General features: G+C 62.7%; 23 protein-coding genes. 6 read left to right on the top strand and 17 right to left on the bottom strand.

All coding sequences use genetic code 11. From position 1 onward, the window contains the following. Window positions 1–17 precede the first annotated feature (17 nt). The gene (locus tag PXK07_RS12400; RefSeq protein WP_274848634.1) at window positions 18–836 is read right to left on the bottom strand and encodes a LysR family transcriptional regulator; all 819 of its coding nucleotides are present in this window, start codon (window positions 834–836) and stop codon (window positions 18–20) included. 105 nt (window positions 837–941) lie between these two features. On the opposite strand from PXK07_RS12400, the gene PXK07_RS12395 reads away from it, so the two are divergent. Next, the gene (locus tag PXK07_RS12395) at window positions 942–1,349 is read left to right on the top strand and encodes a hypothetical protein (protein ID WP_274848633.1); all 408 of its coding nucleotides are present in this window, start codon (window positions 942–944) and stop codon (window positions 1,347–1,349) included. Window positions 1,350–1,401: 52 nt separating this feature from the next. Here the strand turns inward: PXK07_RS12395 and PXK07_RS12390 are convergent, their stop codons facing one another. Next, the gene (locus PXK07_RS12390; protein WP_274848632.1) at window positions 1,402–2,214 is read right to left on the bottom strand and encodes an alpha/beta fold hydrolase; all 813 of its coding nucleotides are present in this window, start codon (window positions 2,212–2,214) and stop codon (window positions 1,402–1,404) included. A 5-nt stretch (window positions 2,215–2,219) separates the two neighbouring features. Continuing rightward, window positions 2,220–2,816, bottom strand: a complete 597-nt coding sequence (locus tag PXK07_RS12385; RefSeq protein ID WP_274848631.1) for a 2-hydroxychromene-2-carboxylate isomerase — start codon at window positions 2,814–2,816, stop codon at window positions 2,220–2,222. A 106-nt stretch (window positions 2,817–2,922) separates the two neighbouring features. Between PXK07_RS12385 and PXK07_RS12380 the strand changes: the two genes are divergently transcribed. Further along, on the top strand, window positions 2,923–3,942 hold the full coding sequence (locus PXK07_RS12380; RefSeq protein WP_274848630.1) for a ribose-phosphate pyrophosphokinase: 1,020 nt from the start codon (window positions 2,923–2,925) through the stop codon (window positions 3,940–3,942). Between the two features lie 68 nt (window positions 3,943–4,010). Here the strand turns inward: PXK07_RS12380 and PXK07_RS12375 are convergent, their stop codons facing one another. The 7 genes from PXK07_RS12375 to PXK07_RS12345 form a co-directional block, all read right to left on the bottom strand. After that, window positions 4,011–4,361 carry an H-type lectin domain-containing protein gene (locus PXK07_RS12375; protein WP_274848629.1) on the bottom strand — a complete coding sequence of 117 codons (351 nt, stop codon included), beginning with the start codon at window positions 4,359–4,361 and terminating at the stop codon, window positions 4,011–4,013. Between the two features lie 139 nt (window positions 4,362–4,500). After that, window positions 4,501–4,914 carry a F0F1 ATP synthase subunit epsilon gene (locus PXK07_RS12370; RefSeq protein ID WP_274848628.1) on the bottom strand — a complete coding sequence of 138 codons (414 nt, stop codon included), beginning with the start codon at window positions 4,912–4,914 and terminating at the stop codon, window positions 4,501–4,503. Between the two features lie 11 nt (window positions 4,915–4,925). After that, window positions 4,926–6,350 (bottom strand): F0F1 ATP synthase subunit beta, encoded by a 1,425-nt coding sequence (gene atpD / locus PXK07_RS12365; protein WP_274848627.1) that lies wholly within the window; start codon window positions 6,348–6,350, stop codon window positions 4,926–4,928. Between the two features lie 22 nt (window positions 6,351–6,372). Further along, a complete protein-coding gene (locus tag PXK07_RS12360) occupies window positions 6,373–7,248 on the bottom strand; it encodes a F0F1 ATP synthase subunit gamma (protein WP_274848626.1) in 876 nt (291 codons plus the stop codon). A 14-nt stretch (window positions 7,249–7,262) separates the two neighbouring features. Further along, window positions 7,263–8,801 carry a F0F1 ATP synthase subunit alpha gene (gene atpA / locus PXK07_RS12355; protein ID WP_274848625.1) on the bottom strand — a complete coding sequence of 513 codons (1,539 nt, stop codon included), beginning with the start codon at window positions 8,799–8,801 and terminating at the stop codon, window positions 7,263–7,265. Continuing rightward, window positions 8,802–9,362 carry a F0F1 ATP synthase subunit delta gene (locus tag PXK07_RS12350; protein ID WP_274848624.1) on the bottom strand — a complete coding sequence of 187 codons (561 nt, stop codon included), beginning with the start codon at window positions 9,360–9,362 and terminating at the stop codon, window positions 8,802–8,804. Window positions 9,363–9,801: 439 nt separating this feature from the next. Beyond that, the gene (locus PXK07_RS12345) at window positions 9,802–10,548 is read right to left on the bottom strand and encodes a class I SAM-dependent methyltransferase (protein ID WP_274848623.1); all 747 of its coding nucleotides are present in this window, start codon (window positions 10,546–10,548) and stop codon (window positions 9,802–9,804) included. Window positions 10,549–10,603: 55 nt separating this feature from the next. Between PXK07_RS12345 and gloB the strand changes: the two genes are divergently transcribed. From gloB to PXK07_RS12330, 3 genes are all read left to right on the top strand, one after another. After that, window positions 10,604–11,377, top strand: coding sequence for a hydroxyacylglutathione hydrolase (gloB, locus tag PXK07_RS12340; protein ID WP_274848622.1), 774 nt, complete (start codon window positions 10,604–10,606; stop codon window positions 11,375–11,377). 179 nt (window positions 11,378–11,556) lie between these two features. Continuing rightward, complete coding sequence (gene clpA, locus PXK07_RS12335; RefSeq protein ID WP_274848621.1) at window positions 11,557–13,884, top strand: ATP-dependent Clp protease ATP-binding subunit ClpA; 2,328 nt, start codon at window positions 11,557–11,559, stop codon at window positions 13,882–13,884. Between the two features lie 220 nt (window positions 13,885–14,104). After that, window positions 14,105–14,851 (top strand): M23 family metallopeptidase, encoded by a 747-nt coding sequence (locus PXK07_RS12330; protein ID WP_342455874.1) that lies wholly within the window; start codon window positions 14,105–14,107, stop codon window positions 14,849–14,851. 27 nt (window positions 14,852–14,878) lie between these two features. On the opposite strand, the gene PXK07_RS12325 is transcribed toward PXK07_RS12330, so the two are convergent. The 3 genes from PXK07_RS12325 to PXK07_RS12315 all read right to left on the bottom strand — a co-directional run bounded on the left by PXK07_RS12325 (window position 14,879) and on the right by PXK07_RS12315 (window position 19,051). Beyond that, window positions 14,879–17,254 (bottom strand): peptidoglycan -binding protein, encoded by a 2,376-nt coding sequence (locus PXK07_RS12325; RefSeq protein ID WP_274848620.1) that lies wholly within the window; start codon window positions 17,252–17,254, stop codon window positions 14,879–14,881. A 3-nt stretch (window positions 17,255–17,257) separates the two neighbouring features. Beyond that, on the bottom strand, window positions 17,258–18,442 hold the full coding sequence (locus tag PXK07_RS12320; RefSeq protein WP_274848619.1) for a biopolymer transporter ExbB: 1,185 nt from the start codon (window positions 18,440–18,442) through the stop codon (window positions 17,258–17,260). A 78-nt stretch (window positions 18,443–18,520) separates the two neighbouring features. Continuing rightward, on the bottom strand, window positions 18,521–19,051 hold the full coding sequence (locus tag PXK07_RS12315; protein WP_274848618.1) for a gamma-glutamylcyclotransferase: 531 nt from the start codon (window positions 19,049–19,051) through the stop codon (window positions 18,521–18,523). A gap of 69 nt (window positions 19,052–19,120) precedes the next feature. Between PXK07_RS12315 and PXK07_RS12310 the strand changes: the two genes are divergently transcribed. Continuing rightward, entirely contained in the window at window positions 19,121–20,119 is a 999-nt protein-coding gene (locus tag PXK07_RS12310) for a DUF2125 domain-containing protein (RefSeq protein WP_274848617.1), read from the top strand. Window positions 20,120–20,485: 366 nt separating this feature from the next. Here PXK07_RS12310 and PXK07_RS12305 read toward each other — a convergent pair whose 3' ends face one another. The 4 genes from PXK07_RS12305 to PXK07_RS12290 all read right to left on the bottom strand — a co-directional run bounded on the left by PXK07_RS12305 (window position 20,486) and on the right by PXK07_RS12290 (window position 24,081). Continuing rightward, window positions 20,486–21,301, bottom strand: coding sequence for an extensin-like domain-containing protein (locus PXK07_RS12305; protein ID WP_274848616.1), 816 nt, complete (start codon window positions 21,299–21,301; stop codon window positions 20,486–20,488). Beyond that, the gene (locus PXK07_RS12300) at window positions 21,298–22,218 is read right to left on the bottom strand and encodes a prephenate/arogenate dehydrogenase family protein (RefSeq protein WP_274848615.1); all 921 of its coding nucleotides are present in this window, start codon (window positions 22,216–22,218) and stop codon (window positions 21,298–21,300) included. The genes PXK07_RS12305 and PXK07_RS12300 overlap by 4 nt, the downstream gene beginning before the upstream one ends. After that, window positions 22,215–23,306: a histidinol-phosphate transaminase gene (hisC, locus tag PXK07_RS12295; protein ID WP_274848614.1), complete on the bottom strand. Its 1,092-nt coding sequence runs from the start codon at window positions 23,304–23,306 to the stop codon at window positions 22,215–22,217. The genes PXK07_RS12300 and hisC overlap by 4 nt, the downstream gene beginning before the upstream one ends. Before the next feature lie 163 nt (window positions 23,307–23,469). Beyond that, the gene (locus PXK07_RS12290; protein ID WP_274848613.1) at window positions 23,470–24,081 is read right to left on the bottom strand and encodes a calcium-binding protein; all 612 of its coding nucleotides are present in this window, start codon (window positions 24,079–24,081) and stop codon (window positions 23,470–23,472) included. Between the last annotated feature and the right edge of the window lie 201 nt (window positions 24,082–24,282).

Genomic DNA, 24,282 nt, shown 5'->3' with positions numbered 1-24,282 from the left:
GCTGGCCACGCGCATATTCAGGACACTGCCCCCGCAAGGGTTTTGGCGGCAGAGGCCGCGACACTGGTCTTGCGATGGGCAATCCCCACGCGGCGGCTGACGTCGGCCGCCTCGCGCAGGGTGCAGATGGTGATCCGGTCGGAGGCTTGCGCATAGGAGAGCGGAACCAGAGCCACGCCCAGGCCTGCGGCAACCAGGTCCAATAGCTGCGCATCGTGAAGCGCCTGCGCCGAGATCATCAGCCTGCCCTCCCCTGCCGCGCGGAACAGATCTGCGGAGGGGCAATAGGGGCGTGAAATCATCTGCATCTGTGCCAGATCCTGCAAGGTCAACTCGGCACGAAGGCTAAGGGGATGCCCCACCGGCAGCGCCACCCCATAGCCTTCGTCCCATAGCCCGACAAACCCCATCCCATCAGGTGTACAGGCCTCGGAGCAGAGCACCACATCAGCCAGTTCGGGCGTATCGGTGAACTGGAAGACCACGCCGTCCTTTTCTCTCGCAAGGCGATGAAACCCGGCCTGAAACGGCTCCATCAGCACATCGGGGCAGCAGTGTACCCGCAACTGAGGACGCACGCGCTGTTTCAGGCGGTCCTCCATCTGCTGCAGCTGTGACAGGATCACGCCGCATTGTGCGTATAGCTCGCGCCCCAGATCGGTGGGGACCAGCCCGGCGGGACCACGTTGAAACAGCGGGCCGCCATAATGGGTCTCAAGCCGGGCAATCGCCGCTGAAACCGACGGTTGGCGCACCTCGTTGAGACGTGCCGCAGCACTGAAGGTCCCGGTTTCATAGGCGGACTGAAAGTACCTGAGAGGCGCGAGATCAAGCATAGACTTTCCCTATAGCTACCATAACTGATGCAGCAATTACCTATACATCTCATCCATGCCAAACAAGGGGCACGAAATCCACTGCACTCATTCAAGGAGCCCTTCATGCAACCTGCGGCATCTGTCACCCAAGCCCCTCTGATCGAACAGGTCTTGCGCCTGTTCGAAGCCGGAGATCCTGCGATCCTCACCCTTTTGGCGGAAGATATCGACTTTCGCATCGATCACTACAAAGACGATGCGGACACCGCCTGGCAGCAGGCGCGGGGCATGGGCGCCTTCGGGCCGGTCCTGCAACGGCTGGGTCAAGAGATCTTTCCGCAAGGCACACGCATTCGGGATCTCACCACGAAAACGCTCTGCGATGGTTGGGCCGTGACGCGGATGGAACAGGAGTTCTTCTATCCAAGGCGGAACGGAATGGTGAACAGCGTCACCTATATCATCACCCATGAAGAGGCCGGACAGATCGACTACTTCCGGGAAACCGTTACCACGATCGATACCATCTGACCGCCCGTCCCCGGAGGGCACAACCCTGCCGTCCGGGATATGTCGGCTGGTCTCAGTCGCCCCAGAAGGCGCGAACCGCGGCAGCGGTTTCCGCCGGGTGGGTGATCGATACCATATGCCCTGCACCCGCGATCACCTCGGAGCGGGCGTCGGGCAGACGCTGTGCCAGGCCTTCGTTGACCACGGCAATCACCGGCTGCGTCTCGCTGCCGCGCAGCAGCAGCACCGGCACATCCAGCCCCTGCAGCACGCCGGGGCGCAACACGCCCGGCCGATCCTGATAGACCGCCGCATCGCAGGCGGGAACGATATGGATCGCCCGTGTCATCGCGTCCCGCGTCGCCTCGGGCAGGTCCGGCCAGCGCGGCGCGCCGGAGCTCCAAGCGCGGTTGAACAGCCGTGCTGCAAGTGCGGCATCCCCGGCGGCAAACGCCTCCATGAAAGGCTTGCTGTCGTCCCGAGTGCGCTGTGCCACCTCGGGGTCATCTTCCAGAGCCACCCGGAACAGCACCGGTTCGATCAGGATCAGGCTGCGCACCTTTTCAGGGCGCGCCAGCGCCATGCGCAAAACCACGGTCGCGCCAAAGGAGTGACCGATCAGATCGACAGGTTCATCGGGCATGAGCGACAGCCCCGCCTCGGTATTGCGGTCCTGGTAGTCGCCCTCTCCGTCCCAATCCGGACTGCGCCCATGCGACAGGAGATCGAAGGCGCTGACGGTTACCGCACCCTCCATCGCCTCTGTAAACCCGCGCCAGGTGCCCGAATGCGCCAGCGAGCAATGCACCGCCAGCATCTGTCGCGGACCACTCCCGAAGCTACGGCTGAAAACGGGCTGCGGCAGGGTCTGCACCAGATCACTCATATGGGTTACTGCTCCGATAGATGCCGGTCCAGATCATCCAGCCGATCCTGGCCCCAGAACTTGGCGCCGTCTTCGGTGATATAGAAAGGAGCGCCGAAAACACCAGCGGAAACCGCATCTTCCAGGTTCTGACCATACGTCTCTGCCCCGACCAGAAGGCCGCTGTCCGCCAGCGCGGGATCAAACCCGGCTGCGGTCAGGCAGTCGCGGATCACGACATCCTCGGCGATATCCTTCTCCTCGGCCCAGCAGGCCCGCAGCACGCCCTGAACCAGGGCGCCAAGATCACCGCCACCCGCCTTCTGGGCGGCAATGATCGCATAGGACGATGGCGCCGCATTGGTCGGCCAATGAGCAGGCTTGAGGTTCATCGGCATCCCCAGCTTCCTGGCCTGTCGTTCAAGCTCGATCAGGCGGTACTCCTGGCGGGCAGGATGACGGTCTTTCGGAGGGGTGCCCCCGGTGCGCGGAAACAGCGCCATGATATCGAAGGGTTTGTATGTAATTTGGGCAGCATGCCGCTCTGCCAGCTTTTCCAGCCTGTTTCCGGCAAGATAGGCATAGGGAGAAAGGGTCGAGAAGTAGAAATCGATGGCTGCCATGTCGGTTTTCTCCGGCTTAGAACTAGGCTGGACCCTAGGCACATGTTAAGCGGGGTTCAATATCACGAATCTGTCACATTGCCTTGCTGCCCGGGGATATCAGCCAATGCCGACCATGAACGAACCCAAGCTTATCGCTGGGAACGCCAACCTTCCTCTTGCCAATTCCATTGCCCGCCGGATGAGCCTGCATCGCGGGGTCGATCAGGGTCTGGTCGATGCCCGTGTCGAGCGGTTCAACGACGGCGAGATCTTCGTCGAGGTCTACGAGAACGTGCGCGGCGAGGACATGTTCATCGTCCAGCCGACCTCGAACCCGGCCAATGACAACCTGATGGAGCTCTTGATCATCTCCGATGCGCTGCGCCGTTCCTCTGCACGCCGCACCACCGCTGTGATCCCCTATTTCGGCTACGCCCGCCAGGACCGCCGCACCAAGGCCCGCACGCCGATCTCGGCCAAGCTGGTCGCCAATATGCTGACCGGCGCCGGGATCGAGCGGATCCTGACCATGGATCTGCACGCCGCGCAGATCCAGGGCTTCTTCGACATTCCCGTGGACAACCTCTATGCCTCGCCCATCTTCGCGCTGGACGTGCGGCATCAGTTCAAGGACAACATGGCCGATCTGATGGTCGTCTCCCCCGACGTGGGCGGCGTGGCCCGCGCCCGTGAGCTGGCCAAGCGGATCAACGCTCCGCTGTCGATCGTGGACAAGCGCCGCGAGAAACCCGGTGAAGTGGCCGAGATGACCGTGATCGGCGATGTCACCGACAAGATCTGCCTGATCGTGGACGACATGTGCGACACCGCCGGCACGCTTTGCAAGGCGGCGCAGGTGCTGCTGGACAACGGCGCCAAGGAAGTCCACGCCTATATCACCCATGGCGTGATGAGCGGCCCCGCGGTGGAACGTGTGACCAACTCGGTGATGAAGTCCCTGGTGCTGACCGATACCATCCAGCCGACCGAAGCGGTCCTGGGCGCCCCCAATATCCGTATCCTGCCCACCGCGCCCCTGTTCACCCAGGCGATCCTGAACATCTGGCACGGTACCTCGGTCTCTTCCCTGTTTGAAGACAAGACCCTGATCCCGATCTACGAGTCGCTTTACAGCCACGTGTGATCGCGGCTGCCCGGAACGAAACCGCAAGGCCCTGCGCAAACCTCTGCGCGGGGCCTTTTCATTGCCCCCTAATCGACATCCCAATCATCTTCGAAGGGCAGATCGCCAATCGCCATCCAGGCGGCCCGCACACGGGCAATACGGCTGTCGGACCAGGTGCGAAAAACGATCTCGAACCCGGTCTCGGTGATGTTTTCGGCCGATAGATCCGCACGCACCGCCGCTTCGGTATCCATATCCCACATTGACAGCGACACATGCACCGCAGGCGGGCTGGCATAGCTTTGGGCAAAGCGCACCGACTGGCGCCGCTCGCGGTTGCCCTGCCCCGTCCACATGGTGCCGCCGCTGTCAAACTCGGAAAAGACCAGGACATCCCCCTGATCGATCCCAGTGCGGGGATTGCGCAGTCTCTTCATGCTGGCGAACGTCCTACTGCTTTTGATTGTTCTAAAGTCGTATTTTCAACTCAGCATAAAATCACCCTGGCACGCAAAAGAAAACCGGCCCCAGAAGGGACCGGTTTACAATGTGTTATCCGCCTTGGCGCAGAACCCGTTACAGGCTCATGTGGGTGCCAAGGGCCTCCATGTCCGCCAGGAGCTTCGCGGCTTCCTCGACGATGTCGTGGGGCTGCTCTTCTTCCTTTGCGGTCCGGTAGGTCTCGCGCGCTTCCTCGATCAGCTCATCCAGGTGCGCACGGGTCATTTCATCCATCGGGATTGCCTTTTCGGCCAGAACCGAGAGAGCCTCGGAGCCGATTTCGGCAAAGCCGCCGGTGACCACATACTCCGAAGTGCCTTGGGGGCTTTCGACCCGCAGGACACCCGGGCGCATGGTGGTGATGGTCGGCGCATGCATCGGCATAGCCGTCATGTCGCCTTCCGCGCCGGGGATCTGAACCGCGCTCACCTGAAGCGAAGCAAGGCTCCGCTCCGGGCTCACGAGGTCGAATTGCATGGTATCAGCCATCAGGGCCCTCCTTAGGCCGCCTCAGCAGCCATTTTCTCGGCTTTTGCCTTCACCTCTTCGATACCGCCAACCATGTAGAAGGCGCCTTCGGGCAGGTGGTCGTATTCGCCAGCCACAACTGCCTTGAACGAGGAAATGGTGTCTTCCAGCGGAACCTGAACGCCGTCAGAACCGGTGAAGACCTTCGCAACGTCGAACGGCTGCGAGAGGAAACGCTGGATCTTACGGGCACGGGCCACGGTCAGCTTATCCTCTTCGGACAGTTCGTCCATGCCGAGAATGGCGATGATGTCCTGCAGCGACTTGTAGCGCTGGAGGATCTGCTGAACGTCAGAAGCCACTTTGTAGTGCTCTTCGCCAACGATCGAGGGATCCATCAGACGCGAGGTGGAGTCGAGCGGGTCAACGGCCGGGTAGATGCCCAGCTCGGAGATCGCACGGCTCAGAACCGTGGTTGCGTCAAGGTGCGCAAAGGTGGTTGCAGGTGCAGGGTCGGTAAGGTCATCCGCGGGAACGTACACAGCCTGGATCGAGGTGATCGAGCCGTTCTTGGTGGAGGTGATGCGTTCCTGCATGGCGCCCATGTCGGTTGCCAGGGTCGGCTGGTAGCCCACCGCCGAAGGAATACGGCCGAGCAGAGCCGACACCTCGGAACCCGCCTGGGTAAAGCGGAAGATGTTGTCCACGAAGAACAGAACGTCGGTACCGGACTGGTCGCGGAACTGTTCGGCCAGGGTCAGACCGGTCAGCGCAACACGGGCACGGGCACCCGGAGGCTCGTTCATCTGACCGTAAACCAGCGCAACCTGCGATTCCGACAGGTTGTCGGGCTTGATCACGTTGGATTCGATCATCTCGTGGTAGAGGTCGTTACCTTCACGGGTCCGTTCACCAACACCGGCGAACACGGAGAAGCCCGAGTGCACCTTTGCGATGTTGTTGATCAGTTCCATGATGAGAACGGTCTTGCCCACGCCGGCGCCGCCGAACAGGCCGATCTTACCACCCTTGGAGTAGGGTGCGAGCAGGTCGATCACCTTGATGCCGGTCACCAGGATTTCCGACTCGGTCGACTGGTCGTTGAACTCGGGTGCTGCGGCGTGGATCGGGCGGGTTTCTTCCGCTTCGACCGGGCCCTGCTCGTCAACGGGCTCGCCGACGACGTTCAGGATGCGGCCCAGGGTGGCGTTGCCAACCGGGATCGAGATCGGCGCGCCGGTGTCGGTCACTTCCTGGCCACGAACCAGACCTTCGGTTGCGTCCATTGCGATGGTACGGACGGTGTTTTCGCCCAGGTGCTGCGCAACTTCCAGAACCAGATTCTTACCGTTGTTGTCGGTGTTGAGGGCGTTCAGGATCGCGGGCAGCTCGTCGTCAAACTGGACGTCGACAACGGCGCCGATGATCTGAACCACCTTGCCTTTTGCATTTGCCATGTGATTGGTCTCCGGTTGTCTCTTAGAGCGCCTCGGCGCCCGAAATAATTTCAATCAGCTCGTTGGTGATCACGGCCTGGCGGGAACGGTTGAACTCGATGGTCAGCTTGTCGATCATATCGCCCGCGTTGCGGGTCGCATTGTCCATCGCGCTCATCCGGGCACCCTGTTCGGATGCGCCATTTTCCAGCAGCGCCGCAAAGATCTGGGTGGAAACGCCACGAGGCAGCAGGTCGGCGAGGATCGCCTCTTCGCTGGGCTCGTAATCGTATACCGCCGAGCTCTCTTCGGCTTCGCCGCCCTCGTAGGAGGCCGGGATGATCTGCTGCGCCGTCGGCACCTGGGTCACAACGTTGACGAACTCCGCGTAGAAGATCGTGGCAACATCGAATTCACCAGCGTCGAAACGGGTCAGGATGTCCTTCGCGACGCCCTGCGCATTGGCATAGCCGATGCGCTTGACTTCGCTCAGGTCCACGTGACCGACAAAATCGGCAGCAAAGTCGCGGCGCAGGGCGTCGCGGCCTTTCTTGCCGACGGTCAGGATCTTGACCGTCTTGCCGGCGGCTTTCAGCTCTGTCGCCTTCTGACGGGCCAGCTTGGCGATGTTGGCGTTGAAACCGCCACACAGACCACGCTCGGCCGTCATCACGACCAAGAGCTGCACCTGATCGCTTCCGGTGCCGCGCAGCAGCTTGGGCGCTGCGTCGCTGTCACCGACCGAAGCCGCCAGAGAGGCCATCACGGCGTTGAACCGCTTGGCATAGGGACGGCTGTCTTCGGCAGCTTCCTGGGCGCGGCGAAGTTTCGCCGCGGCCACCATTTGCATGGCTTTTGTGATCTTGCGGGTCGATTTGACCGACTCGATCCTGTTTTTAAGGTCCTTAAGACTCGGCATTGCCTCGTCCCCCCTTAAGCGAAGTCAGCTGCGAATTCGTCCAGCGCGGCTTTGATCTTGTCGGCGGCATCGCCCTTGATCTTGGGATCTTCGTTGGTGATCCAATCCAGCAGATCCTGGTGCTTGCCACGCAGGTGCGCCAGCATGCCTGCCTCGTAACGACCCACGTCCTTGACGGCGATCTTGTCGAGGTAGCCGGTGGTGCCCGCGAAGATCACGCAGACGATTTCAGCGTTGGTCAGCGGTGCGTACTGGGGCTGCTTCATCAGCTCGGTCAGACGCGCACCACGGTTCAGCAGCTGCTGGGTCGCGGCGTCGAGGTCGGACCCGAACTGGGCGAAGGCCGCCATTTCGCGGTACTGAGCCAGTTCCAGTTTCACCGGACCGGCAACGGATTTCATCGCGTTGGTCTGGGCCGAGGAGCCCACACGCGAAACCGACAGACCGGTGTTCACGGCGGGACGGATGCCCTGGTAGAACAGTTCAGTTTCCAGGAAGATCTGGCCGTCGGTGATCGAGATCACGTTGGTCGGAATAAAGGCCGACACGTCGCCGCCCTGGGTTTCGATGACGGGCAGAGCGGTCAGCGAACCGGCGCCGAAGTCTTCGTTCAGCTTGGCCGAACGTTCCAGCAGGCGGGAGTGCAGGTAGAAAACGTCACCCGGATAGGCTTCACGGCCCGGCGGGCGGCGCAGCAGCAGGGACATCTGGCGATATGCAACGGCCTGCTTGGACAGGTCATCATAGATGATCAGCGCGTGCTTGCCGTTGTCACGGAAGTATTCGGCCATCGCGGTTGCGGCATAGGGTGCCAGGAACTGCAGCGGTGCCGGGTCGGACGCGGTTGCGGCAACCACGATCGAGTAGTCCATCGCGCCGTTTTCTTCCAGCTTCTTCACCAGCTGGGCAACGGTGGAACGCTTCTGGCCGACAGCAACGTAGACGCAGTACAGTTTCTTGGACTCATCGTCGCCTGCGGCGTCGTTGTAGACCTTCTGGTTCAGGATGGCGTCCAGAGCAACGGCGGTTTTACCGGTCTGACGGTCGCCAATGATAAGTTCACGCTGGCCACGGCCGATCGGGATCATCGCGTCCACGGACTTGAGGCCGGTTGCCATCGGCTCGTGCACCGATTTACGCGGGATGATGCCCGGCGCCTTGGAGTCGGCGATGCCGCGTTCCTTGGATTCGATGGGGCCCTTGCCGTCCAGCGGGTTGCCCAGACCGTCCACAACGCGACCCAGCAGTTCGGGGCCAACCGGAACGTCCACGATCGAGTTGGTGCGCTTGACCACGTCACCTTCTTTAATGTCGCGGTCCGAGCCGAAGATCACGATACCGACGTTGTCGGCTTCGAGGTTCAGCGCCATGCCCATGATGCCGCCGGGGAACTCGACCATTTCGCCGGCCTGAACGTTGTCGAGGCCGTAGACGCGGGCGATACCGTCACCAACGCTCAGCACGCGACCGATCTCGGCCACCTCTGCTTCTTGACCAAAATTCTTGATCTGGTCTTTCAGGATCGCAGAAATCTCTGCTGCTTGGATACCCATTTATCCGACCTCTTTCATTGCGTTCTGTAGGGAGTTGAGCTTGGAGCGGATCGAGCTGTCGATCATCTTCGAGCCCACTTTAACGACGAGACCGCCAATGATGCTTTCATCGACGGTTGCATTGATGGTAACTTTCTTGCCCACGCGCGCGGCCAGGGTCTTGGCCAGCTTGTCGCTCTGGGTCTTGGTCAGCGCCTTGGCAGAGGTCACCTCTGCGGTGACTTCACCGCGGGCCTCGGCCAGGCTGGCGCGCAGCGCCTCGATCAGCGCGGGCACCACGAACAGACGGCGCTTGGCGGCCATCAGCGACAGGGTATTGCCCAGGACGGGATCAAGCCCCATCTTTGCTGCAACAGCGGTGATCGCTGCGGCCTGCTCTTCACGCGTCACCAGGGGCGAGCTGATCAGATTTTGAAGGTCTTCACTGTCAGCCAGCGCAGCTGCCAGGTCGTTGATGCTGGTCTCAAGGCTATCGAGCGCCTTGTTCTCTTCAGCGATCTCAAAGACCGCTGTGGCATAGCGCGCGGCGATGCCTGCAGAAATCGAAGCTGGTTCGGACACGTCCACCCTTCCGATATTATTTTGGCCCCGGTCTGCGCACCTGGAAACAGGCAGCACCCGGGGGTGTGAGTCAGCCCACCGTTACGGCAGGTCATCGAAATCAGCGTGGATGTAGCAGAGCGATCCCCTCCTATCAACTGCCTATAACGGTAACGGCAAAATGACTGAATTAAGTATTTTCAATACCTTAGCAAAACTGCGGCCCTTTGCCCGTGCAACTGGTGTCAAAAAATAGACGTTTCGTTCATTAATTTGCGATTCCTGAACGTCCCAAAACGAGATTTGTTCCCCCTTCGTGCAGCATTTGCGCCATCCGCACCCCGTCTTTCGGAACGCGTGCGGCGTGAGTAACGGAGTGGGAATCAGCCCGATCAAGCTGGCTTTGCCCGCGTGGCAGTACATCGCTGCGGCTGGGATCAACCGGTACCGGCAGCGACCGTCAAGCCGGTTCGCCAATCGGGTTGGACAGCCCCTCCAGCACCCGGATCGGGTTGGACCGCTTGACCCGCGTCATCAGACCGCGCTGCTGATGGGTCTGCTTGCTGACCTCGACCATGAAGACTCCTGCGGCCAGCATCGCGGGCAGCCGTTCCCCCATGCGCTCCATCAATGCGCCGGACTTCAGCCAGAAGCGGCGGGAGCTGGGCAAGCGGTACAGCGCCGCCGTGTGCCGCTCGATGGTGAATTGATGCAGCCGCAGCTGGTTCTCCAGCTGGATCAGCGTATAGGGGCGCCCATAACCAAAGGGGGTGCGATCAGAGCGCGCCCAGAACCCTGCCCGGTTCGGCACGATGAAGATCGCGCGCCCCCCGGGCCCCAACACCCGCCAGGCCTCTTCCAGCAGGTGAGAGGGACGCTCCGAGGTCTCAAGCCCGTGCAACATCACCAGCCGGTCCACCCGGCCCGTATCGATCGGCCAGCGGGTTTCCTCGCACAGGACCGACACATTGGGCATCCCCGCAGGCCATTGCATCACGCCCTGCGGTCCCGGCATCAAGGCCAATACCCGCCGCGCCTCGGCCAGATAGGGGCGCAACAGGGGAGCGGCAAAGCCGAACCCCGCCACGGTCTGCCCCGCCGCCTCGGGCCACATCTGCAACAACCGCGCACGGACCGAGGCCTGTGCGGCCCGCCCAAGGGTGCTGCGATAGTAGAAATTCCTCAGATCCTGCACATCAAGATGCATTGCGGGCGCCTGCTGCTTGCGTCACTCTGGGGGCAGTTTAGCAATGAAAAAGCGAATGACCATGCCCCTTGAAATCGTCACCGTTCCCTGCTTGTCCGACAACTACGCCTTCCTGTTGCACGACCACGCCAGCGGAAAGACCGCGCTGGTCGATGCCCCTGAACCCGCAGCCATCAAGGCCGCCCTGGCAGAGCGTGGCTGGGGCCTGGACGAGATCCTGCTGACCCACCACCACTGGGACCATATCGACGGCACTGAGGAGCTGCGCAGCGCCTTTGGCGCCACGGTGACCGGCGCCAGCGCCGATGCCCACCGGCTGCCGCCCCTGGACCGGGCGGTTGCAGATGGCGAAAGCTTCGATCTGTTCGGCCATGCGGTCGCGGTGCTGGATGTCTCTGGCCATACCGTCGGGCATATCGCCTTTCATATCCCGGACAGCCACGCCGTCTTTACCGCCGACAGCCTGATGGCCCTGGGCTGCGGCCGGCTGTTTGAAGGCACGCCTCAGCAGATGTGGCAGAGCCTTTCGAAACTAGCCGCCCTACCTGAGCAGACCATCGTCTACTCGGGCCACGAATACACCCAGTCCAATGCCGCCTTCGCGATCACCATCGAGCCGCAGAACCCTGCCCTGAAATCCCGTGTGGCCGAAATCGAGGCCGCCCGCGCCGCCGGTCAGCCCACGGTGCCCTCGTCGCTGCGGCTGGAAATTGACACAAATCCCTTTCTGCGCGCCCATCTGCCCGAAGTTCAGGCCTCCATCGGTATGGAAGGGGCAGAAGCCGTTGATGTTTTTGCGGAAATCCGCAAGCGCAAGGACAACTTCTGAGCCGGCACCTGCGTGATTTCTACCCGGCCCGAAATAAATGTGACTGAAAAATGAAAGAAACCGCTTGAAGACCGGGCTCTATCAACCAAACTCTAACACTATGAGGCCATGGTTGAGGTAGGGGAAGGATGGTTAACGGACCGCCCCGCCCCCTCAACCCAAGACAGAGGAGCACGCCCGTGCCTTCATTCTCGAGCACATTGGAACAAGCCATTCACGCAGCGCTGGCGCTGGCGAATGAAAGGCGACACGAATTCGCAACGCTGGAACATCTGCTGCTGGCGCTGCTCGACGAACCGGACGCCGCCCGCGTGATGCGCGCCTGCAGCGTTGACCTGGATGAGCTGCGCTCCTCCCTGGTGACCTTCGTGGATGAGGACCTGTCGAACCTGGTCACCGATATCGATGGCAGCGAGGCCGTGCCCACCGCCGCCTTCCAGCGGGTGATCCAGCGCGCCGCCATCCATGTCCAAAGCTCAGGCCGTACCGAAGTCACGGGCGCCAATGTGCTGGTCGCGATCTTTGCCGAACGCGAAAGCGATGCCGCCTACTTCCTGCAGGATCAGGACATGACCCGCTATGACGCGGTGAATTTCATCGCCCATGGCGTGGCAAAGGATCCCGCCTTTGGCGAACCGCGCCCGGTCACCGGCGCCCATGAGGCCGAGGAAGAGCCTCAGGCGCAGGCCGCAAGCGAGGGCGAAAAGAAGGAAAGCGCGCTGGCGAAATACTGCGTCGACCTCAATGCCAAGTCCCGCGAAGGCGATATCGACCCGCTGATCGGCCGCAGCCATGAGGTCGAGCGCTGCATCCAGGTGCTGTGCCGCCGTCGCAAGAACAACCCGCTGCTGGTCGGCGATCCCGGCGTCGGCAAGACCGCCATCGCCGAAGGGCTGGCCCGCAAGATCGTGCAAGGCGAAGTGCCCGAAGTTCTGTCGGAAACCACGATCTATTCGCTCGATATGGGCGCGCTGCTGGCAGGTACCCGCTATCGCGGCGATTTCGAGGAACGCCTGAAGGCCGTTGTGACCGAGCTCGAAGCGCACCCCGACGCGGTCCTGTTCATCGACGAGATCCACACGGTGATCGGCGCCGGCGCCACATCCGGCGGCGCCATGGATGCCTCCAACCTTCTGAAGCCTGCGCTTCAGGGCGGCAAGCTGCGCACCATGGGGTCGACCACCTACAAGGAATTCCGTCAGCATTTCGAAAAGGACCGTGCCCTGTCGCGCCGGTTCCAGAAGATCGACGTGAACGAACCCACCGTCGAGGATGCAATTGCCATCCTGAAAGGGCTGAAACCCTATTTCGAAGAGCATCACAGCGTGAAATTCACCACCGATGCGGTGAAATCGGCGGTAGAACTGTCGGCGCGCTACATCAACGACCGCAAGCTGCCGGACAAGGCCATCGACGTGATCGATGAAGCCGGCGCCGCGCAGCATCTGGTGCCGGAAAGCAAGCGCCGCAAGACCATCGGCGTCAAGGAGGTCGAGGCGGTCGTCGCCAAGATCGCCCGCATCCCGCCCAAAAGCGTCTCCAAGGACGATGCAGAGGTGCTGAAGGATCTGGAGAAATCGCTCAAACGGGTGGTCTTCGGTCAGGACGATGCCATCGATGCCCTGTCCAGCGCCATCAAACTGGCGCGGGCCGGCCTGCGCGAGCCGGAAAAACCCATCGGCAACTATCTCTTCGCCGGCCCCACCGGGGTGGGCAAGACCGAGGTCGCCAAACAGCTGGCCGATACCCTGGGCGTGGAACTTCTGCGTTTCGACATGTCGGAATATATGGAGAAACACGCGGTCTCGCGTCTGATCGGTGCGCCTCCGGGCTATGTCGGCTTTGATCAGGGCGGTCTTCTGACCGATGGCGTCGACCAGCACCCCCACTGCGTGCTGCTGCTGGACGAGATCGAAAAGGCCCACCCCGATGTCTTCAACATCCTGCTTCAGGTGATGGACAACGGGCAGCTCACCGATCACAACGGTCGCACCGTGAACTTCCGCAACGTGGTCCTGATCATGACCTCCAACGCAGGCGCATCGGATATGGCAAAGGCCGCCATCGGCTTTGGCCGCGACCGCCGCGAGGGCGAGGACACCGCCGCCATCGAGCGCACCTTCACACCCGAATTCCGCAACCGTCTGGATGCGGTGATCTCCTTCGCACCGCTGCCGAAAGAGGTCATCCTGCAGGTGGTCGAGAAATTCGTGCTGCAGCTTGAGGCCCAGCTGATGGACCGCAATGTCACCATCGAGCTGACCCGCAAGGCCGCCGAATGGCTGGCCGACAAGGGCTATGACGACAAGATGGGCGCCCGTCCCCTGGGCCGGGTCATTCAGGAGCACATCAAGAAACCCCTCGCCGAGGAACTGCTCTTTGGCAAGCTCACCAAGGGCGGTCTCGTCAAGGTCGGCATCAAGGATGGCGAGATCGATCTGCGCCTCGAAGGTCCCGGCAAGCCCCGTATCTCGGGTGACAAGCCGCCGCTCTTGACCGCAGACTGATGTATCGCACGCTCCTTGCGCTGTTTTCGTCGCTCGCCGCACCTGTTGCGGCGGGCGATTTCGTTCTCTCCTGGCCATCGACTGCACCCTCGGCGAGACCTGCCATATCCAGCAATATGTCGATCGCGACCCGGGCCCCGGCGCGCAGGACTTCACGTGCAACGACCTCAGCTATGACGGCCATAAGGGCACCGACATCGCCCTGCCCTATCTCAGCGACATGCATCGTGGCGTGCGCGTGCGCGCAGCGGCGGACGGCGTGGTTGCAGGCACGCGGGATGGTATGGCTGACCAATATGCCAGCAAGGAAGACGCCCCCGAACTGAAGGGGGTCGAATGCGGCAATGGTGTTCTGCTGCGTCATGCGAATGGCTGGGAAACCCAGTATTGCCACATGAAAAAGGGCTCGCTTCGGGTCAAGAAGGGCGACAAGGTTACTGCGGGCACCACCCTGGGCCAGGTCGGCCTGTCAGGGCAGACACAGTTCCCCCACCTGCACCTGTCCGTGCGCAAGGACGGAGAGGTCATCGACCCTTTCCTGCCCGTTTCAAACGCAACCTGCGGCGCCACTGACGCGCCCATGCTGTGGAAACAGCCCGTCGCCTATTCCGCCGCCGGTTTCATTGGCGCAGGCTTCAGCACCGACGTTCCCGATTACGCAGAGGTGAAATCCGGTGCCGCGACCGCAGCTCACGGCGCTGTCACGGCACAGGCTCCTGCCCTGGTATTCTGGATATATGCCTTTGGCGGCCGAGAGGGAGATATCGTTTCCCTGATGATCGAGGGGCCGAATGGCGCCGTGATCGATCAGAAGGTGAACTTGAAGAAGGACCAGGCGCAGTTCTTCCGGGCAGCGGGAAAGCGGCTGCGCGCGCCCTCCTGGCCTGCGGGTCTTTATACCGGCATCGCGCGGCTGATGCGCGACGGAAAGGAGATCGACCGGATCATCCGTCCCGTTCGGTTCTGAGGCAATCCACCCCTGCTCCCTTCGCTCTTAGCGTTCGGTGAACTTCAACTCGATCCGCCGGTTCTGCGAATGCGCCTCGGGGGTATTGGCGGGGTTCACCGGCTGGTATTCGCCAAATCCATTCGCCGCCAGCCGATCCGGCGGAATGCCAAGCGCCTCGATCATGTAGCGCACCACCGACAGGGCACGGCCCTGGCTCAGCTCCCAATTGTCCTTGAACTTGGGGTGTCCCAGCAGCTTGGTACTGTCGGTATGCCCATCAACCCGGATGATCCAGTTGAGTTCTGGCGGGATCGCGGCAGCCACGCTTTGCAGGATCCGCGCCACCTTGGCGATCTCGGCCTTACCCGCTTCGGAGAGTTCGGCGCTGGCCGGTGCAAACAGAACCTCGGAGGCAAAGACGAACCGGTCCCCCTCGATCCGCACCCCGGCCTGGCTGCCCAGCACATCGCGCAGACGGCCAAAGAATTCTGACCGGTAGCGCTCCAGATCCTGCGCCTTGTTCTCCAGATCCTGCGCCCTGTTGGCCAGGGCAGCGGCTTCGGCCTCCAGCCGCTTGCGTTCCTGTTCTTCCAGGATCCGGCGCCTGCGTTCCTCGGAGGCGGCCCGGGCCAGCGCCGCGTTCAGATCCTGACCCAGGTTCTGCAGCTGCACCTGCTGGGCTGCATCCCGTTCCTGATAATCGTCCAGAATAGCCTGCAGGCTGCCCAACTGTTCCCGCAGCGCCGCGATCTGCTGGTTGAGCAGCGCCGCCTCGGCTTGCGCCTTGGTCGACAGTTGCTTCTGTTCTGCCAGGGCCGCACGTGCCTGGGCCAGCAAAGCCGCGCGTTCCTCGGCCAGGGTCAGCTGCTCCTGCGCGCTGGTCTCCGCATCCCTTTGGGCATTGAGCGCGGCCAGCAGACGCTGCTGCAGCAGATCCTTGTCGCTGGCTGCGGCCTGCGCGTTCTCCAAAGCCTCCAGCGCCGCCAGGAGACGTCGTTCGATGGCCGCGCGGTCCTCTTCCGTTGAACTGGTGGCACTGCGGGCCGCCGCAAGATCCGCGCGCGCCTGATCCAGCTGCGCCTCAAGCCCCGCCTGCAGGCTGGCCGCATCGGTTCGCAGCTGGGCCAGATCCGCCTCCAGGGCGCGGCGCGTCTCTTCGGCTGCGGCGCTGATGCGTTCCAGTTGCTCTTCGAGGGCGGCGCGGGCGCTTGCGTGTTCCGCCTGCAGCCGGGCCAGTTCATCCTTGTATTGGGATTGCGTCTGCACCGAGGCCGCCTGCTGACGTGCCAGCTCCGCCTCCAGCTCGTCCCGTGTGCCCGCGGCCTCCTGCCGGGCGGCCTGCAGATCGGCAGTCAACCTGCTGCGGGTGGCATCGGCATCGGCGCGCACCCGGCCGAGTTCCGCCTCAAGCGCACTGACCCGCGCCTCGGCTTCGGACTGGCTGACTTCCAGCTGCGCCAGCACCCGTGTCAGGCGCTCGGCCAGCTCGTCCCGCTCCTGCGACTGAGCGCGGGCGGCCTCCAGCGCCGACAGCGCCTCTTCCAGCTTGGCATCAAGTGCGGCCTTGGCTGCATCGGCTGCCGCCAGTAGGGTCAACGTCTCCTCGGCGTTTTTGCGCTGCGCCTCCAGCGACAGGGTCATAGCGGTCAGCTCCGCATCGGCATCTTCCAGCTTCTTGCGCAAAGCCTCAGCCGCGGCAGCCTCGGCCAGGCGGGCGGTTTCCTCGTCGCTGAGGCGCTCCTTCAGATCCGCCAGCGCATCGGCCTGCGCCGCACCTTCGCTTTCAAGCTGCGCGATCATCGCCTCCAGCGCCTCGCGCCGGGCGGCGGCCAGGCGGGCGGCCTCGACCCCGGCGTCGATCTCATCGCGGGCCTGGGCCAGCGCCAGGTTCAAGGCCTCCTGTTCGCTCAGGAGCCTGCTGCGGCCCTCTTCCAGAGCGGTGCGTTCGGCGGTGAGCCCGGCAATCCGCGCCGCGGCCGCGTCACGATCGGCGATCATCGCGGCCACCTGCGCCTCGAATGCGGTGATCCGGCTTTGCGCCGCCGCCAGATCCGCGGCCTGCGCGTCCCGTTCGGTTGTGAGGGCTGCAATGAGCGTCCGCTGTTCGGTCAGCTGTGCCTGCGCCTGCTGCAAATCGGACTGGGTGGTGTTCAGGGTCGCGTTCAACGCCCCCAAGCGGGCGGTCAGAAGGTTGTTTGACCGCTCTTCCAGCCCCAGCGCATTGGCCAGGGCCTGCACTTCGGCGGACAGCTCATCCAGTTCGCTTTCCTGACCGGTGATGGTTTCGCGCAGGACGAATTGCACGATCATGAAGATCGTCAGCACGAACATCAGCACCAGCAATAGCCCGGTCATCGCATCCACGAAACCCGGCCAGATCGAGGCCTGAAACCGCTGTCCTGTGCGCCGGGACAGGGCCATGGATCAGCCCTCGTCCCCGGAGGGCGGGACGGTGCGATGCGTGCCGCGTGGCGGCGCAAAGGCCTTGACCATCAGGTCGATATCCTTGCGCAGCTCGGCCAGGCTCTCCTGGCGTCCGGCGGAAATCTCTTCAAGGATCCGCAGCATCTGCACATCGATCGAGCGCAGGCGCATCCGGCTTTCGGCATCAAGCCCCACATCGCCATGGGCACGCATGATCTCGGTCAGGGTCTCCTGCCCCACGGCCACCCGTTCCAGGGCGGCACTGAGCGCCTCGGACTGTTCCTGGCGGCGGTTCATGTCGTTGATACTATCGACCAGCTGCGAGAGTTTTTCCTCGACCGCAACCCGCCCCTGGGCGGTGGCGGCGAACATGCCCTGCAGCGCATCCATCTGTTCGGCCATGGTGTCGAGCACCTCGGAGACCACGCCGCTGTCGCCGTGCCCTTCTTCGCCAGAAGAAAAGCTGACACGGGTAAAGGTCGAAAGCCATTCCTCCAGCTCGCGATAGAACCGGTTCTGTCCATGGCCCGCGAACAGCTCCAGCAACCCCACGATCAGCGATCCAGCCAAACCCAGAAGGGAGGACGCAAAGGCCACGCCCATGCCTCCGAGCTGCGCCTCAAGGCCCGTCATCAGGCGGTTGAAGATATCAAGGCTTTCCTCCCCCTCGCGCGGGGCCAGGCTGCGAATGGTGTCGACCACCGCAGGCACGGTGGTGGCAAGACCGTAGAACGTCCCAAGAAGTCCAAGGAAAATCAGCAGGTTGACGATGTATCGCGTGATCTCACGATCTTCGTCGATCCGCGTCGCTACAGAATCCAGGATCGAGCGGGTGGAGGAGGAGCCAAGCTGCATCCGCGCCCCGCGCGAACGCAGAAGCGAGGCCAGCGGCGCCAGCATCGAGGGCGCACGCCCTTCGCCCCGGGTGCCACCTGCGGCAAAGCTCTCGATCCAGCGGACCGAGCCGATCAGCTGCACCACCTGCCAGAAACAGGCCAGAACCCCGATGATGAACACCACCAGGATAAAGCCGTTGAGCCACGGGTTTGCCTGAAATACCGGCAGCACCCGCGGCAAGGCCACGAAGGCGCCAAAGCCCGCAAGCCCCAGCGCGATCAACATCAATATGACCTGCCGCACCGGCTGGGAAAACTGGGGCCTGATCTTGCCGTCTGGCTGCGCCATCTTTAGGGGCTCCTGCCGCTTGGTCGTGCTCGTCTCGCGCCTGCAGCCTATAGGGAAAGAGACTGCAAGGCCAAGGCTTTATGCTGTAATCTGGCGCACGCGGGCGGCCAGCCAGTCCAGATCTTCATCATTGAGGCCGATCTCTGCCAGATGGCTGGCGGTATTATAGAGATATTCGGTGTTCGGGCCGCGCCCGCCCACGGCATGGGCAATGATACGCGCCTGGTCTTCCAGGCTCATCCCGCCGCAATACTGCACATGATCGGGATCGATCACATAGGTCACCGCGGTGACCAGATCGCCGCTGTGCAATTCCACCTCAAGAGTGCGCTCCAGATAGGCCGATGAGACCAGCTCCCGCTCCCGCAGGTAGGCGAGCGTATCCTGCTCCGCGCCGCGTTCGACCGCCAGAGCCAATCCGGTGCAGCGGGTATTGTCCAGCTGATCCAGAGCCAGGACCAGACCGGGCTTTTCCTCGGTGCCGCGATGGTGGATCGAGCTCATGCAGAAGGAACGCGCATAGCCGTGCAGCGTCGCCACCTCGCGCCGCGCCACGGGAAACCCCGGATTCCACAACAACGACCCATATCCGAACACCCACATGGTCATGGCAACTGGTCCTTTCTGATCCCTGTCTGTAAACAGCAATTCCGCCCGAGACAAAAGAGGCTCTTTGGCATGCGAATGGCGAAATTCCTGCTGACCGCAGGGCTGATCTGGACCCTCTACTGGGCGGTGGGCACCTGGGGCTTGCGGCATGACATTGGCGCCTGGTTTGCAGAGCAGGCCCGGCAGGGCTGGCTGGCAGAACATGGCGGGATGGAAAGCTTTGGCTTCCCGCTGGATCATGGTGCGCGGGTGTTGACCCCGGTGCTTGCAGATCCGGGAACCGGCATTGCCTGGAGCGGCGCCTGGATCCGCCTGCAACGCCCGGCACTCGTTCCGGGAACAGTGGCAATCACCTTCCCGCCCAGCTCGCAACGCCTGTCTCGCTTCGACAAAACCCTCTCCCTGCTGGCCAGTGACATGACCGTCAATCTTGACCTCATTCCAGGGGCTGCATTGTCGGTCACGGACCTGACCTTGCAGTCCGGGCCATGGCACCTGTCCGACACCGATCAGGGGGGCGTGACGGGACACTCCCTGATCCTGAAGCTGCTGGAGGGCGATGTCGCCAGACGCTACCACGTCACAGGGACGGCATCGGCGCTGCAATTGCAAGGGCGAGCAGGGCGGTCGTTGACGACACCCGAATCCACTGAGAACAGGCCAATCGACCTTGTGTTGGAGGCCGATGTTCTCTTTGACGCCGCATGGGACCGGCGCGCAATCGAGCTGCGTCGCCCGCAACCACGCCAGATAGAGTTGACGCTGGCCCAGGTCCGATGGGGCGCGGCAGCGTTTGACGCCACGGGGACAATCGAGCTGGATGAGAGCGGCCTCCCAAGCGGCCAAGTGGCGCTCACGGCACGGAACTGGTCCGAACTGCTGCGGCTGGCCGAGCAGGCGGGACTGCTACCGCCAAGCAGCAAAGCCATGAGCGAACGCATCCTCGGCCTGTTGGCTGACATCAACGGAGAGGGTCAGGATCTGCGGGCAACCCTTTCGATGACGCGCGGGCAGATGTATCTCGGGCCCCTGCCGCTCGGGAAGGCACCCCGTCTCCTTCTTCCATGACCATCAGGGCGCGCTGACTGGAGATGTTTCAAAGCCTCCCGCCCGGCTCGGGGACAGTCAAAGACTATCCCTCGCCCGTTGGGCTGCTGCGCCGCGCGGATGCGCGGCGCAGCAGCCCGCATCGCGGGCTGCCCGGCCCAACACTGGATATCGTCACAGCCAAAAGGCTGGGGCGCTTTCAGTGGCGGGAGCCCCACCGTCGATCCGCCGCCCCCCTTAGATTCAGGACCCATCCACACGGCACCACCGACGTGACGCAACTGCGGTTTGGGCATGAGATAGGCCAAAAAATAGAATTACAAAGCAACGACTTGAGAAAAAACAGACCCGGCGTGACAGCTCTAGACGCTCTGAAAAACCCAGATGCTAGCGGCAATAGGCCCCGCCGCGGTGACGCGCCACATCGAGATGGAAGTGATCCTTGTGATACCGGTCCGCCTCTGGCCCCAAGACAGTGCCGAAAGGTCCGCAGGCGGCTTTCCAGATCTTGCTCAGCTTTTTCTTCGTCTTGCGGCTTTGCCAGCCCTTCAGCACGGTCACGGTCTGCCCGTCCTCAAGCGTGAACCCCGAGATATCGATCGCTCGTGCCTTGCCGTGTTCCGAGATCCGCGCCCCGGGGCGGTTGTTGCGGGTCCGGCAGGCATAATGGGCCGCCACCCTCAGCGATACCACCTTGTTGCGGCGACCAAAGGCCTTTTCCACGTCGCGGCTGACCCAGCGATTGAGAGCCTTGGCCAGGTCACAATGCATCACCGAAGGTGTGCTGAGACGCACACCAGAGATCGAGCGCACACGGACCGCAGACTGCGTGCCGCATCCCGGCAAGGTGCCGGAAACGGCTCCGACCGGTTCTCCTTGAATATCGATATCGCCGCAGACCGAGCCTTTGCGCAGCTTGCGCCGCTTGAACAGCGCCTGTTCGAGCACCGCATCTGGACGCAGCAGCGGGCGCAGCGATTGGCCCAGAGCCGAGGGCTGCAAAGCAGCCTCCCCCATCGTGGCCAGGGCAAGCCTCTGATCCGACAGCGGCCGCCCCTGCGGGCGAAACGGCTCTGTATCAAGCGTCGCAACGCCCTGCTCCGCAACCGGGCGCAAGGAAGGCCGCAGCGAGGTTTCCGGCGCAAGGGCGGCCACCGAGGTGGCAGCCAAGAGGCCGAGAAGGGCTGCCAGCCGCGCGATCATGGTTTCTTGGCCCGGCCGAAATCCGGCGCATCCGTATCCTGGCCCGCCTGGATGATGCCGCGACGGATGGCGCGGGTGCGGGTGAAATACTGGTGCAGATGCTCACCATCACCGGTGCGGATCGCCCGTTGAAGCGCAAAAAGCTCCTCGGTGAACCGGCCCAGGATCTCCAGCGTCGCGTCCTTGTTGGTCAGGAAGACATCGCGCCACATGGTGGGGTCCGAGGCCGCGATACGGGTGAAATCGCGGAAACCGGCAGCCGAATACTTGATCACCTCGCTGTCGGTCACTCGGCGCAGATCATCCGCAACACCCACCATCGTATAGGCGATAAGGTGCGGCGCATGGCTGGTGACGGCCAGAACCAGATCGTGGTGATCGGCGTCCATTTCATCCACATTGGCGCCCATGCCCTCCCACAGCGCCCGCAGACGTGCAACGGCATCGGGATCCGTGCCTTCCACCGGCACCAACAGGCTCCAGCGGTTGTCAAACAGTTCGGCAAAGCCCGCCTCGGGGCCGGAATGCTCGGTCCCGGCCAGGGGGTGGGCCGGGACGAAATGCACGCCTTCGGGGATATGGGGTGACACCGCCTCGATCACATGGCGCTTGACAGACCCCACGTCCGAAACCGTGGCACCGGGCATCAGCGCGGCGGAGATCTCTTCCATCACGGCACCCATGGCGCCCACCGGCACGCAAAGCACCACGAGGTCGGCGCCCTCGACCGCCTCGACGGCACTGTCACAGACGCGGTCACACAGCCCGATCCGGCGCGCGGTCTCGCGGGTCTCGGAACTGCGGGCATAGCCGGTAACCTCACCGGCCAACCCGGCGCGTTTCATCGCCCAGAACATCGACGAGGCAATCAGGCCCAGACCGATCAGCGCAACGCGGTTGTAGACGGGTGCGCTCATGCTGCACCCTCCCCGGCCTTAAAGGCCTTGACGGCGGCGGCCACGGCGCGGCAGGCGGCCTCGTCCCCGATGGTGATGCGCAGGGCATTGGGCAGGTTGTAGCCCGCCACCCGACGCACGATCAGGCCTCGTGCCTTGAGGTAATCATCACAGGCTTCCGCCTCTGCCTGGCTGGCGAAACGGGCCAGGATGAAATTGGTACAGGAGGTATCCGACGGCACCCCCAGTTCCGCCAGTGCATCGGCCAGCCAGCCGCGCCATTTCGCGTTCTCGGCCCGGCAATGGGCGACATAATCGCTATCGCGCACCGAGGCCTCCGCCCCCGCCAGCGCGGTAGAGGACACGTTGAAGGGGCCGCGCAGCCGGTTCAGCACGTCGATGATCTCCTGCGGGCCATAGCCCCAGCCGATGCGCGCCCCACCCAGCCCGTAGATCTTGGAGAAGGTGCGGGTCATGAAGACATTTTTTCGCTCTGCTACCAGCTCGGCGCCTGCATCGAACCCTTCGACATATTCGGCATAGGCGCCATCCAGCACCAAAAGCGCCCCGTCCGGGATGCCATCGGCAAGGCGCGCCACTTCGGCGGCGCCAATCATCGTGCCCGTGGGGTTGTTGGGATTGGCGATGAAGACCAGCTTGGTGCGGTCCGTGCAGCCCGCCAGCAGCGCGTCCACATCGGTGACGCGTTCGCGCTCGCGCACCTCCACCGGCGTTGCCCCCGCTGCCTGCGCGCTGATGCGGTACATGGCAAAGCCGTGCTCGGTATAAAGCACCTCGTCCCCCGGCCCCACATAGGCCTGGCAGAGGAAGGCGATGATCTCGTCACTGCCTGCGCCGCAGATGATCTGCGCAGGATTGAGCCCGTGAACCTCTCCGATCGCAGCACGCAGTTCGGCATGATCCGAACTGGGATAGCGATGCATCTTGGCAGCGGCGTCGCGCATTGCCTCGATGGCGCGCGGGCTGGGGCCGAACGGGTTCTCATTGGAGGAGAGCTTGATCGTATTGCTCACCCCCTCCACATGGGCAGCCCCGCCCTGATAGAGAGCGATGTCCATGATACCGGGCTGCGGTGTGATCTGGGTCATATGACGGACTCCTTGGTTCCGCCCCGTTCTTAACCCTGTGCGCCGCAATCGAAAAGCCGCAAGATGCATTGTTACGCATCTCGAGTACCTTGCCACCCACAGTTCCCAGCCACCTCAATCCGTGCAGGCTCACGGTCGTTCGGCTGCCTTGTCTCCGCTCTGGTTACACGAAATCGAAGACGTCACCCGTAAAATCTGACACCTCAGCGTCGAGAACGGTAATCGTAGTATTCGCAAAACCAATCTCAACGTTGTTGCCAGTTTGCTGAATATCAAGCTGACCAAAACGACTTGCACCATTGTAAATCAGAATATGCTCTCGGGCCGCATCAAAATCGGTGATCGTGTCTTGCCCATCCCGGCGATAGAACGCGAACTCATCCACCCCGCCTCCACCAGAGAGAATGTCATTTCCCCTGCCTCCGAAAAGGGTATCGCGACCTGCTTGCCCAAGGATCCTGTCACCGCCGCCCTGACCATAGAGAAGGTCCTCCTCGCCGCCACCCTTGAGGGTATCACGTCCTCCGCCACCGCTGACCCGATCACGAGCCGTGCCTCCATCCATATCGTCATGCCCGCTGCCACCGAATAGAGCGTCATTGCCGGCCTGCCCCAGTAGGCGATCATTTCCGGAATTACCAACAAGAGTGTCTGCACCAGAGCCGCCCAGCACCACGTCATCGCCCCCATCGCCGATCAGACTATCGTTCCCTCCCAGTCCGCGCAGGACATCCGATCCGCCATAGCCGCGCATATAGTCCGAGCCGGACGACATTGTAATCGAGTCGCTCCCCGACAGGGCCCTGGCGATCAGTGCAAAATCATCCGCTCTAGAAGACGTCGATGCAGCGCTGAAGATCTGGATGGCACTGACGGATATGTCTTCGACCGTATAGGCATAGGGTCAGGACCCATTGATTTCCGTCCAGCGGCGTGATTCACGGTTCGAAAATCGAGCGGTAACATGTCTGATCTA

It is taken from the genome of Phaeobacter sp. QD34_24 (genome assembly GCF_028890115.1).
Classification (GTDB): domain Bacteria; phylum Pseudomonadota; class Alphaproteobacteria; order Rhodobacterales; family Rhodobacteraceae; genus Phycobacter.
The sequence above is the reverse complement of the archived record's forward strand: the minus strand, read 5'-3'. Positions and strand labels throughout refer to the sequence as shown.

Coding starts and splice junctions, on each gene's coding strand:
- hisC (WP_274848614.1), bottom strand. CDS start 23,306: ATGACCCAGATCACACCGCAGCCCGGTATCATGGACATCGCTCTCTAT.
- PXK07_RS12290 (WP_274848613.1), bottom strand. CDS start 24,081: ATGTCGTCCGGCTCGGACTATATGCGCGGCTATGGCGGATCGGATGTC.
- gloB (WP_274848622.1), top strand. CDS start 10,604: ATGACCATGCCCCTTGAAATCGTCACCGTTCCCTGCTTGTCCGACAAC.
- PXK07_RS12380 (WP_274848630.1), top strand. CDS start 2,923: ATGCCGACCATGAACGAACCCAAGCTTATCGCTGGGAACGCCAACCTT.
- PXK07_RS12400 (WP_274848634.1), bottom strand. CDS start 836: ATGCTTGATCTCGCGCCTCTCAGGTACTTTCAGTCCGCCTATGAAACC.
- PXK07_RS12325 (WP_274848620.1), bottom strand. CDS start 17,254: ATGGCCCTGTCCCGGCGCACAGGACAGCGGTTTCAGGCCTCGATCTGG.
- PXK07_RS12330 (WP_342455874.1), top strand. CDS start 14,105: ATGCATCGTGGCGTGCGCGTGCGCGCAGCGGCGGACGGCGTGGTTGCA.
- PXK07_RS12315 (WP_274848618.1), bottom strand. CDS start 19,051: ATGACCATGTGGGTGTTCGGATATGGGTCGTTGTTGTGGAATCCGGGG.
- PXK07_RS12360 (WP_274848626.1), bottom strand. CDS start 7,248: ATGCCGAGTCTTAAGGACCTTAAAAACAGGATCGAGTCGGTCAAATCG.
- PXK07_RS12305 (WP_274848616.1), bottom strand. CDS start 21,301: ATGATCGCGCGGCTGGCAGCCCTTCTCGGCCTCTTGGCTGCCACCTCG.
- PXK07_RS12300 (WP_274848615.1), bottom strand. CDS start 22,218: ATGAGCGCACCCGTCTACAACCGCGTTGCGCTGATCGGTCTGGGCCTG.
- PXK07_RS12395 (WP_274848633.1), top strand. CDS start 942: ATGCAACCTGCGGCATCTGTCACCCAAGCCCCTCTGATCGAACAGGTC.
- PXK07_RS12320 (WP_274848619.1), bottom strand. CDS start 18,442: ATGGCGCAGCCAGACGGCAAGATCAGGCCCCAGTTTTCCCAGCCGGTG.
- PXK07_RS12385 (WP_274848631.1), bottom strand. CDS start 2,816: ATGGCAGCCATCGATTTCTACTTCTCGACCCTTTCTCCCTATGCCTAT.
- PXK07_RS12370 (WP_274848628.1), bottom strand. CDS start 4,914: ATGGCTGATACCATGCAATTCGACCTCGTGAGCCCGGAGCGGAGCCTT.
- atpA (WP_274848625.1), bottom strand. CDS start 8,801: ATGGGTATCCAAGCAGCAGAGATTTCTGCGATCCTGAAAGACCAGATC.
- PXK07_RS12375 (WP_274848629.1), bottom strand. CDS start 4,361: ATGAAGAGACTGCGCAATCCCCGCACTGGGATCGATCAGGGGGATGTC.
- PXK07_RS12345 (WP_274848623.1), bottom strand. CDS start 10,548: ATGCATCTTGATGTGCAGGATCTGAGGAATTTCTACTATCGCAGCACC.
- PXK07_RS12390 (WP_274848632.1), bottom strand. CDS start 2,214: ATGAGTGATCTGGTGCAGACCCTGCCGCAGCCCGTTTTCAGCCGTAGC.
- atpD (WP_274848627.1), bottom strand. CDS start 6,350: ATGGCAAATGCAAAAGGCAAGGTGGTTCAGATCATCGGCGCCGTTGTC.
- PXK07_RS12310 (WP_274848617.1), top strand. CDS start 19,121: ATGCGAATGGCGAAATTCCTGCTGACCGCAGGGCTGATCTGGACCCTC.